The 11,448-nt window shown below is 59.6% G+C and carries 2 protein-coding genes and 1 pseudogene; all 3 read right to left on the bottom strand.

Annotation, left to right across the window (positions count from 1 at the left end; all coding sequences use genetic code 11):
- Positions 1-980: 980 nt before the first annotated feature.
- Positions 981-2,315 carry an MATE family efflux transporter gene (locus tag ACZ6WW_RS23380; RefSeq protein WP_465276312.1) on the bottom strand — a complete coding sequence of 445 codons (1,335 nt, stop codon included), beginning with the start codon at positions 2,313-2,315 and terminating at the stop codon, positions 981-983.
- Between the two features lie 88 nt (positions 2,316-2,403).
- Positions 2,404-3,864: a cytochrome P450 gene (locus ACZ6WW_RS23375; RefSeq protein ID WP_281848916.1), complete on the bottom strand. Its 1,461-nt coding sequence runs from the start codon at positions 3,862-3,864 to the stop codon at positions 2,404-2,406.
- 48 nt (positions 3,865-3,912) lie between these two features.
- Positions 3,913-11,382, bottom strand: a pseudogene (locus ACZ6WW_RS23370) (amino acid adenylation domain-containing protein).
- Between the last annotated feature and the right edge of the window lie 66 nt (positions 11,383-11,448).

The raw sequence follows: 11,448 nt of genomic DNA, 5'->3' as shown, positions 1-11,448 counted from the left end.
GGCAGGCCATACCGACGATGGCGATATCGCCTCGATCGACACGGGGATCGCCAACCTCCTCACCAACGGCCTGCGACGGGATTTCCTGAGGCGGAATCTGACGGTCGTTCATGATCGTACCTATCCTGTGGTGTGTTCTTCGGACACTGCTTGCATCGATCTTGCGGTAGCCGGCTTTGTTCATCGGCCAAAAGGGCGAATCGGAGCGGAGCTATCGATTTTTCGACTTTTTCTTATGTGTGAGATCGTCGGTCTAGACATCGCCGCCCATTGCGTACACAGCTCCGTATCGTCGCCAGATGGAGACATGAGTTGGGGCGATTGAACCGGCGTATAGCCCGCACTTCAGTGACGTCGCTATCGCCGCGGCAAAAGACCTACATGCCGCCTCGCCGTTGCGAGCCGATTGTCTGCTTACTACATGGCAGAGATGATTCGTACCGCGCTCTGAATGCCGCGACGGAGGGGCTTGTGCCTGATAAAGGTGCGCAATGAAGAGCCTGACGGCTGCTTTCACCTTGTGCAGAAAAGAGCGTGCTATCGCCGATGACGGCGTAGCTGCGACTGCTGCGGGGGACGGCGGCGTTACGGCGGCTCAGTCGGATACGACGCGACTGTTCGCACTGCCGTTGTATACAGCGCGGCCGCCTGAAAGCTGCGGACGCATCAATCCCAGTGTTCTCCATGTACCCCTCGCCCTGAGTTGCCACCCGGCATCGCTCATCGCCTCGAAAGCAATGATTTCGTTATCTATCTGCCGTTGTACGGACCGACAAAAATGGCTCCGGTCACGTATGGAACCCGCAGATAGTTCCATGCCACAGCGAGTCCCCTTTCTCGCCGTCCCTATACTTCGAATAATGCGGGTCTATTTGTCAATAAGCAAAAACTTGCGCCACATCGCAATATTTTGCCAACCCCTACTCAGAGGTTAATCCCTGCCACGGCAGGCACCCGTGGCCGCATGCTTGGCTTAACTCTCAAGTTCTGGCTTGTGCCAGCACGATCGCGTTCTGGCGATGCTTTACCGCGAACCATATTCGCCAGAAATACAGTGCGCCAATGATGGCCTCGAAGGTCGAGCCGATAACCCAGCTAGTCGGAAGGAAATCCGCATTACCAACATGCCGCATCGTCGTCATGTAGATCGTCGGGATGCTGAGTACCCACATCAGGATCAACCGCGTAACGAAGAGAAACCTGGTCAAGCCAAAGGCTTCCAATACCGCCGAACCCGTCATCGAAAACGCAAACGCCAGCGAATACGTCCAAAGTATCTGCGATGTGGCGATAGATGCCCGCCTTATCTCTTCCGGCTTGTCACTCAAGCCGAAAGGATCGAGTAGCAGGCCCGGCGTCGCTATCTGGAAGAACGAAATCACCACGACATATGTGAGCTCGATCGCCAGCGTTGCGAAGATTATCTTCGGTATCTGTGGGTAATCGTTTTCGCCGAGCGCATTTCCGCATAACACGCTGCATCCGATACTCAGACCAATCAGCGGAATGATACCGATGTAATTCACCGTCAAGTTGACGTTGTTGGCTGCGAGGGCAATCGCTCCGAGCCCCGCAATGATCCAGATGAAGGCCGCATTCCCAAGATTGGAAAGGCCGGTGGATATACCCAGGTTGAAGCCTTTGATGATACGCGGAAGCACGTCCGTCAACGTGAGGCCATTGCGCTTGAGTACCACGCCTTTCAAATTGCTCCAGACATCGCGTGGCACGTAGGCCAGATAGCAGACCAGAATCGCCAGGGTGCCGAGCAGGGTTCCGATGGCCGAGCCGCGCATGCCCAGTTCAGGCAAGCCGAATTTGCCAAACACCAGACCGATCGTCATGAAGATCACCACCGCCTGGCCGATCAGCCCGGCGATCAACGTGATGCGCGTTTTACCGATGCCATTGAAATAGGAAGAGAACGCCATGTTCAAGGTCATGGCGCTGCCAAAGTACGCCGACCAGTAAAGGAACTGCGACTCCAGCCGGGTGACGGATGGCGGCCGGTGACTCAGGAAGGGAATCTGCTCGAGAAGCGGCGCCAACAACAATAAGATGACCGCGAAGGCGACACCGACCACGATGCCGATCGCCGCCTGGTACGCCGCCTCACCCTGTCCGGATCGCCCATACGCCTGCGCTACGCATGACCGCGAGAACCCGACTACGGCGGTGAAAAAGCCCACGATTGCCATCGCGGTATAAATAGCCGGACCGGAGGCAGCCAACGAATCGATCGAATATCTCGCCAGGCAGATTCGGTCGACAAGCAGCATGATCATGTTGCCTACCATTGAACCCATCAACGGCATGGACACGTTCAAGATTTTCTTGGCTATTCGAAAATCGAAGCCAACGCTAGTGGGGTTCAATGCGATGTCCCATGAGATGCCACGGTTGTCAGGTGCGAAGCTTGATGCGGACTGGGAGAGCGCTGGGCCCCATAAAGAAGTTCATGATCTGCTCGACCGGAGGCGCCTTGGGGTCCAACTCCAATTCAAAATTGCGCATGATCATCGACACCACGACCTTGATTTCGGTCAGGGCGAGGAAACGACCGGGACAAAGGCGCGAGCCGCCACCGAATGGAAAGATCTTGCGTGCGGGATCATCGTCTCTGGCCGGTTTGTGCTCGAAGATCCAGCGCTCCGGCTTGAATGCCTCGTTTTGCGGGAACTGATCCTCGTCCAGGCCCTCGCCGATGGTCGATACGATGATTGCCGAGTCCTTCGGAATAAACGTGTCGGCAACCACGCAGTCGGCGTTGCTGCCAAGTCCAATGAACGGCGCAACCGACCTTAGCCGCTGGGTCTCGTTGTGCGCAGCCTCCAGATACGGGAACTGCTTCATGAGCTCCCATTCACGCGCCAGCGGAGCGTCACCCAGCACGGCATCGGCTTCTGCCGCCAATGCGGCCGCGGCCGCGGGGTTCTGCGACAGTAGATTGATCATCCAGGCAATCGTGTTGGCCGTCGTGTCTTCACCGCCGATTACGCTAAGGATGGCGTTGCTGACCAGTTCCTGGTCGGTGAAATCCGAATCGGGATTGTCGCTCGCCGCAATCATCGCCTCCAGCATATTGCTCGGCTTTTGTTGCAGATGTGGCTGCTGTTTCATGCGCTCGCGCGCGTTCCGGATGAACGCCGTCACCGACTGCTCGACTTCAGCCGCGGACCTGTCGGCCGCGTGATCGACCGGCAACTTGAAGTAGCGCCAGTAAGGCAGCAGTGCCCCGTTACGACTGCCCAGGCGCCTGAACAGATTATCGATATTGCGTTGCAACTGATTGTCATCATCGTTGACCGCATCGATGTCATGCCCCATCGCGATGCCTACGATAATGTCCAATGCCAGCGCCTTTAGGTCGCGACGCAGATTGACAGGCTTGCCGTCAGCCAGCGCGGCCTTCCAGCGCAGCAGCATGCGTTCGGTCATAAACACCATCGTGGGGAAGAAATTCCTGATGACCTCGGCGTTGAGCCCGCCCATCACCAGCTTGCGCTGCTTGCGCCATTCCTCACCCTCGGCGGTAATGACGCCGCTGATGTTCAGTTCGTTCATGACCGTCTTGAGACCTCGGCTACGTCTGAAGCTGTCGGGGCGCTCTCGTAGCAGGTTATTGACAGATTCACGGTCGGACACGACGACAATCGGATAGCCCAGGACCGTCATACGAAAGATCGGGCCGAATTCCCGAATCCATTTCGCCAGTGTCAGGTGCAGCTGATGCCCACGCGTTTGCAGCAGGTTCCCCAGGAATGGCTGCCCCTTGGGGCCGGGCAAGTCTGCAATCGTACGCGTGTACTTGAGTTCTTCCGTGTTCTCCAGATCCGATTCAGGGACTAATGTATTTGAATCCATGATGGCTTTCCCGAATGTAAGTGTCGATATCAACCGTTTTGATGCCGGCTATTTTCCGACAACCGATAGTTCGTCGTTTGGCACGTGATGCTTGAGCCTGCTCGACAATTCGCGTGCAAGCTTTTCAATGTAAGGCGGCTTAACGATCGATAGGTGGTTACCGCCGACAGTCACCACTTCAACGCGCGCTCCTGGCTGATCTCGCCAGCCCAAGGCGGGATCTTCTCCCGCGGTGCGATCCGTGGCGAAGAAAGTCAGCGTCGCCGCGACGGATGGCGCCTGATAAGCACAGGCTGCGTTTGCACCGGCTTGATAGACCGCCAGTATCCGCCTCATCAGTTCCATGTCGAGTTGCGCGGGAAGCAAGGCATGGTGTTGAGCCGCCGAAAGCATGGCATCGATGTCGTTGCTCTGGGCGAATGCGATCAGTTTGTCATATGCAGGATGTTGGCGTGCATCGGCCACGCCTGGGTGCTGATCGACAATCCAGTTCAGCAACGCAGTGCACTCATTAATTTCCGCGACGTTTTGTGTTCGCCAATGAGCCTGCAAGAACGGGGCACTACCTGTATCGATCATGCCGACGAAGTTGACGGTCTCGCCCATCGCAAGCAGTTGATGGGCGATCTCATACGCAATCATGCCGCCCAGCGACCAGCCGGCGATGAGATATGGGCCCGAGGCCTGCACCTGCCGAATGGCATCCAGGTAAGTCCGCGCCATGTCGACGATGCTTGCCTGTGGCGTTTCGCCCGCGGCGATGCCACTTGCTGCCAGGGCATACACCGGCTGATCGGCATCCAGATGCCGTGCCAGGTCGAACGCGTACTGGACCTCACCACCAATAGGGTGAATCAGGAACAGTGGCGTCGCGTGGCCGTGGGACCGAATAGGCACCAGGTTCGGATGCCGGGACGGCGGCTTGCTTGCATCGACAAACGCTGCCAGTGCGCCCAGCGTCGGATGAGTAAATAGATGACGCAGTTCCAGATCGATGCCCGCCCGCTTGCGCAACTGAGACACCAGCTGCACCGCCAGCAAGGAGTGTCCACCGAGCCGGAAGAAATCATCGGACACGCTGATCTGCTTCACCTTCAGCACATCGAGCCAGATATCGGCAATGATCTGCTCGGTCGGCGTCCGTGGGGCGAGATGGACGGCATCGCTTTGCGTCAGATCCGGCACCGGTAGCGCCTTGCGATCCACCTTGCCGTTTACCGTAAGCGGCAGCGCCTCCAGGATCACATAGCTGCTGGGCAGCATGTAGTCCGGTAGCCGTTGTGCCAGGCCGGTGCGATAGGCTGCTACCTGCCCGCGGCCCTGCGACGGCACCACGTACGCCACCAGTCGCTTCTCGCCCGGGATGTCTTCACGCAACATCACCGTCGCTGCCTGCACGTCGGCCAGGGCTGCCAGCTGCTGCTCGATCTCGCCCAGCTCGATTCGGAAGCCGCGCAGCTTGACCTGATCGTCGCCACGACCCAGGAACTCCAGCTCGCCATCGGCCCGGTAACGCACCAGATCGCCTGTGCGATAGAGACGCGCTCCGGACCTGTCCGTGAACGGATCAGCGACGAAACGCTCTTCGGTGAGCGATGCGCGACCGAGGTAACCCAGCGCCACACCATCGCCACCGATATACAGCTCGCCCACGCTGCCCATCGGCTGCAACTGCATGCCCTCACCCAGCACATACAACTGGGTATTGCCGATCGCCCGACCGATCGGTGCCGCGACACCCTCCAGTGTCTCCAGCACCGCCGCGTCCGAGAGCGACCAAATGCTGCAGCCCACGGTCGCCTCGGTCGGGCCGTACTCGTTCACGAAGGTCGCGGCTGGCAGCAGCTCACCCTTCCAACGACGTAACGTCGCCAGGGTGAGCTGCTCGCCGCCGATCACGATGCAGTGAGCTGCCTCGCCTGCGGCTTCGGCACGATCCATATAGGACAGCGCTTCCAGATGAGCCGGCGTGATCTTGAACAACCAGGGCGCGCCCGAGGCAAACAAGCGTGCCGACAATTGCGGCAAGGTTCGTTCGTCATCGGCCAGCAACACCATCGGCTTGCCCACCATCAATGGTGGCAGCAAGGTCGTGACCGTGGCATCGAAGCCCAGCGGTGAACTCACCACCGAGCCGACGATGCCCTCGCCCAGGTACTCCCGTACCGCGTGCCACACGTAGTTCGACAACGAGCCGTGGGCCACCATTACGCCCTTGGGCTTACCGGTGGAACCGGAGGTATAGAGCACATAGGCCATGCGGGTGGCTGAGATCTGATTGTCCAGATTGTCATCCGCATAGCTGTGCAACGTATCTTCATCACCGTCCAGGCAGAACACCGGCGAGTTCGGCAATCGATCTCGTAGATGTTGCTGCGTCAGGACCACGGCCGGCTTGGCGTCGTCCAGGATCGTGGCCAGCCGTTCCGGCGGATAGGCCGGATCCAGCGGCACATACGCGCCGCCCGCTTTCCATACGGCCAGCATGCCGACGATCATCGCCGCCGAACGCTCGACACACAGCCCCACCAGCACGTCCGATCCCACGCCCCGCTGACGCAGATGACGCGCGACACGATTGGCCTGGGCATTGAGCTCCGCATAGCTCAGTGACACATCCTCGGATATGACGGCTATCCGATCGGGCGTCCGGGCCACCTGTGCCTCGAACAGCTCGTGCAGCGCGTGGACATGCGGGTACACCGTGTCCGTCGCGTTGAAGGTGTCGACCAGTTGATGGCGTTCGGCCTCGCCCAACATGGCCAACTGACCGAGAGCACGTTCCGGCTCGGCCACAATGGCCTGCAACAACTGCGTAAAGTGACCGGCCATGCGTTCGATCGTGCGCGCATCGAACAGCTCGGTGCTGTATTCGAAGCTGCCATGCAGACCGTCACGTTCCTCGGTCAAGGTCAGCGTGATATCGAACTTGGCCAGAGCGCTTTCATGAGCCAGCAGGTTCATCGACAGCCCAGGCAAGGCCAGCTCGTCCATCGGCACGTTCTGCAGCACCAGCATCACCTGGAACAGTGGCGAATAACTGGTATGGCGTTCCGGCTGCAGGGCTTCGACCAGTTGCTCGAACGGCACATCCTGGTGGGCGTAGGCATCCAGCGTGTGCTGTCGTACCTGTTGCAACAGGCTATGGAAATCGAGCGACAGATCGACCTGGGTGCGCAATACCAGCGTGTTGACGAAGAAGCCGATCAGGTCTTCGACCTCGGCGCGGTTGCGATTGGCGATCGGCGTGCCGATGCAGATATCGCTCTGGCCCGAATAACGGGCCAGCAACACATTGAAGGCCGCGCACAGCGTCATGAACAGCGTGCTCTGCGTTCGATGCCCGAGCATCTGTAAATCCGACACCAGCGCCGCCGGCACCGTGAACGAACGGGTCGCACCAGCGCGACCTGGCAGCTATGAGCGTGGCCGGTCCGTCGGCAGGGCCAACAAGGCCGGGCTATCGGCCAACTGTTGCTTCCAGTAGCTCAACTGCCGTTCCAGCACACCACCGCTCAACCATGCCCGTTGCCAGTGGGCAAAGTCCGCATATTGGATCGGCAACTCAGGCAGCGGCGATGGCAGATCTTGCGCATAGGCGGTATAGATTGCTGCGATCTCGCGTACCAGCACGGCAAACGACCAGCCATCGGAGATGATGTGGTGCATCGTCAGAAGCAATAGATGCTCCTGCTCGTCCAATCGCAGCAAGGCACCGCGAATCAATAGATCCGTTTCCAGGTCGAAGGGCGTCTGCGCCTCGTCCATCGACAACCATCTCGCCCGCGTCACTCGTTCGCCGGGTGGCAACTCCCGCAAGTCGTTGATGGCCAACGGCAGGATCGTCGAAGGCATGACCACCTGTACGGGCGAATCATCGTGGTCGGCGAAGCGCGTACGCAGTGCTTCGTGGCGACGCACGATTTCGTTGAGTGCACGGGACAAAGCATCCACCTTCAGTTGCCCTTTCAGGCGAATCACCATGGGGATGTTATAGAGTGCGTTCTGGCGTTCCAGCTGATCCAGGAACCACAACCGCGCCTGGGCAAACGACAGCGCCAGCGGCCCGTGCCTGTCAATGGGTAGCAACGACGGCACACTGAGATCGACATCGCCCCCACGCACACTTAGCAGGCCAGCAATCGTCGGTGCGTCGAACAGGGCACGCAAAGGTAGCTCGACCTGTAACGCTTGCCGTATCCGCGACATAAGCTGCGTCGCCAGCAGCGAATGGCCGCCCGACTCAAAGAAGTTGTCATGGATGCCGACCTTGTCGAGCTTGAGGACATCCGCCCAGATATCGGCCATGCATTGCTCGGCCGGTGTGCGTGGCGCGACATAACCCTCATCGCTTCGCGCCATGTCGGGAGCAGGTAGCGCGCTTCGATTGATCTTGCCATTGGGCGTCAACGGCATCTGCTCGAGCACCACGAAATGACGTGGCACCATGTAGTCGGGCAATGTCTGCGACAAAACCGCACGCAGCTGCGCCTCCTGCGGCAATGGCCGCCCCTGGTGTGCCACGAGATAGGCAGCCAATCGCTTGTCACCCGCGTTGTCCTCGCGCGCCAGCACCACCACTTCGCTGGCCAGGGTCTGCAACGCGGCCTCGATCTCGCCCAACTCGACGCGGAAGCCGCGAATCTTGACCTGGTGATCGATGCGTCCCAGATACTCGATCTGGCCGTCCGCCCGATACTGAACCAGGTCGCCGGTGCGATACATCCGCGCGCCCGGCGTGGCACTGAAGGGGTTGGGGACGAACTTCTCCGCCGTCAGTTCGGGCCGTTTCAGATAGCCACGGGCCAGCCCGTCGCCGGCAATGAACAACTCACCGGCGACGCCCATCGGAACGGGCTCTCCTTGGGCGTCGAGAACATACGTCTGTGTATTGGCAATCGGACGACCGATCGACACCGGCGTGCTCGAACCCTTCTCCACCAGCGTAAAGGTCGAATACGTCGTGTCTTCCGACGGGCCATACAGGTTGTAGATTTTCTCGACCGATGCCTGCCGATAGAGCGACTGCACCAGCATGTTGGACAACGCCTCGCCGGCCAGGTTGATGACCTTCACCGACGCAGGGAGCGTCTTGTTCCGATGCACTTCGGCCATTGCCGAGGGCACCGTGTTGATCAGGGTGACCGGCAACGTGTCCGCACGCTCCGCGAAGTCGAGAATGTTATCGACCAGCCAGGACGAACCGCCCCTGCTCAAGGGGCCGAATATCTCGAAGATGGAAAGGTCGAAACAGATCGACGTCGATGCCAGCACCCTGTCGAGGCTGTCGCCGTCGAACGTAGCCAACGCCCAATGAATGAACGTGACAGCATTGCGATGCTGGATCGCCACACCTTTCGGCTTGCCGGTCGATCCGGACGTGTAGATCACGTAAGCGAGGTCGCCAGGTCGACTGACGCCCGTCGGATCATCGTCGCGATAGGCACTCAGCAACGCAGCGTCTGCATCCATGCAGAAAGTGGTCATGCCAGACACAGTCGGCAGGCCTGACAGCAGATGCCGTTGCGTCAACAACACGGCGGGCTGAGCATCGACCAGCATGGTCGTGATGCGATCCAGGGGATAACCGGGGTCAAGCGGCACATAGGCGCCGCCGGCCTTCAATACCCCAAGCATGCTCACGATCATCTCGGGCGTGCGGGTCATGCATATGCCGACCAGCACATCCGGACCTACGCCCTGCCCTCTGAGGTAATGTGCCAGCCGATTGGCTTGTCGATTGAGTTCGGCATAACTGAGCGCGTACCCTTCGTGCATCACTGCCACGCTATCGGGCGTGCGCGCCGTTTGTGCCTCGAACAACCCCTGGATCGCCTGCACTGCGGATGGCCATGCCACCGCGGTGTCGTTCCATTCGGACAACATGCGATGACGCTCGCTATCGCTGAGCATGACAAGGCTGCCAAGCGGGTCGGTCGGGTTGGACACGATGGCTTGCAGCAGACGCGTGAAATGAGCTGCGAGGCGCTCGATGGTGCCAGCGTCGAACAGATCGGTGTTGTATTCGAAATGCCCGTACAGGCCGTCCTTTGCCTCGGTCAACTCCAGTGTCAGATCGAATTTCGCGGTAGCGCTTTCGCTGGGAACCAGCTCCAGTTGCAGGCCGGGCAATGACAACCGCGTCATCGGCGCGTTCTGCAGGATCAGCATGACCTGAAACAACGGTGTGTAGCTGGGATGGCGCTCGGGTTGCAAGGCCTCGACGAGCTGCTCGAACGGCACGTCCTGGTGCGTATAGGCATCGAGCGTATGCGTTCGCACCTGCTCCAACAGCTCGTTAAACCCGAGACGCAGATCCACCTGGGTGCGCAGAACAAGCGTATTGACGAAGAAGCCGATCAAGCCTTCGACGTCGGAGCGATTGCGATTGGCGATCGGCGTGCCGATGCAAATATCGTCCTGCCCCGAGTAGCGGGCGAGCAGAACGTTGAATGCAGCGCACAAGGTCATGAACAAGGTGCTTTGCGCTTTTCTGCTCAACGTCTGCAGCTTGAGCGCAAGTTCCGGCGCAATGACGTACGGCAAGGTCGCACCCGATTGCGTCTGTGCAGCGGGACGTGGGCGATCCGTGGGTAAGGCCAGTAACTTTGGACTGCCGGTCAGCTGCCGCCGCCAATAATCAAGCTGTCCGTCCATGAGATCGCCGCCTGAGCGCTGTCGCTGCGCATGGGCAAAGTCGACATAGCGCAGGGGCAGCGCCGGTAGCGACGAAGGCATGCCGAGCGCATGGCTGGCGTATAACGACGCCACTTCGCGCACGAGGATGCCCAGCGACCAGCCGTCGGACACGATGTGGTGCATGGTCAACAACAGCAGATGTTCCTGCTCGGCCATTTGCAACAGGCCACCCCGAACCAAGGGTCCGGTTTCCAGATCGAAGGCGCCGCGTGCCTGATCGAGCTTCAGCGACTGCGCCTTCGCTTCACGCTCCTGCGCTGTCAAAGCGCGCAGGTCATGGTGCTCGAGCACCCATTGCGCGCGTGATCGGATACGTTGCACAGGCAAGCCATCCGAACTCTCGAAGTAAGCGCGCAAGGCGTCATGCCGGCTTACGACGCCATTCAGAGCCTCCTGCAATGCCTCGCGATTCAACTTTCCGCTCAACCGGACCGCCAGTGGCATGTTGTATGCCGAGCTGCCGGTTTCCAGTTGATCCAGGAACCACAATCGTTGTTGCGCAAAGGACAGGGGGAAAGTTTCTTCTGACTCCGGAGTCGACGGCGATACTTCCGGTGTCCCGGCATCAGTCGGCGCGATCAATGCTGCCATATCGGCCAGTACAGGGGTCTCGAAGATAGTACGCAGCGGCACCCTGGCGTCGAACACAGTTCCGATACGCGACATCAGCTGCGTAGCCAATAGCGAATGGCCGCCCAGGGCAAAGAAGTCGTCGTGGATGCCGACTTGAGCCACTTGCAACAGATCGACCCAGATCGCTGCCAGGGCTTGCTCGGTCGCGGTACGCGGCGCGACATAGATGGCCTCGTTCTGCACCATGTCCGGTGCGGGCAACGACTTGCGGTCGACCTTGCCGTTGGACGTCAGCGGCATCGCATCGAGCGC

Source organism: Dyella sp. NPDC103356, assembly GCF_055584465.1.
Note: the sequence above shows the minus strand (reverse complement) of the source record. Positions and strands in the feature narration are given on the sequence as shown.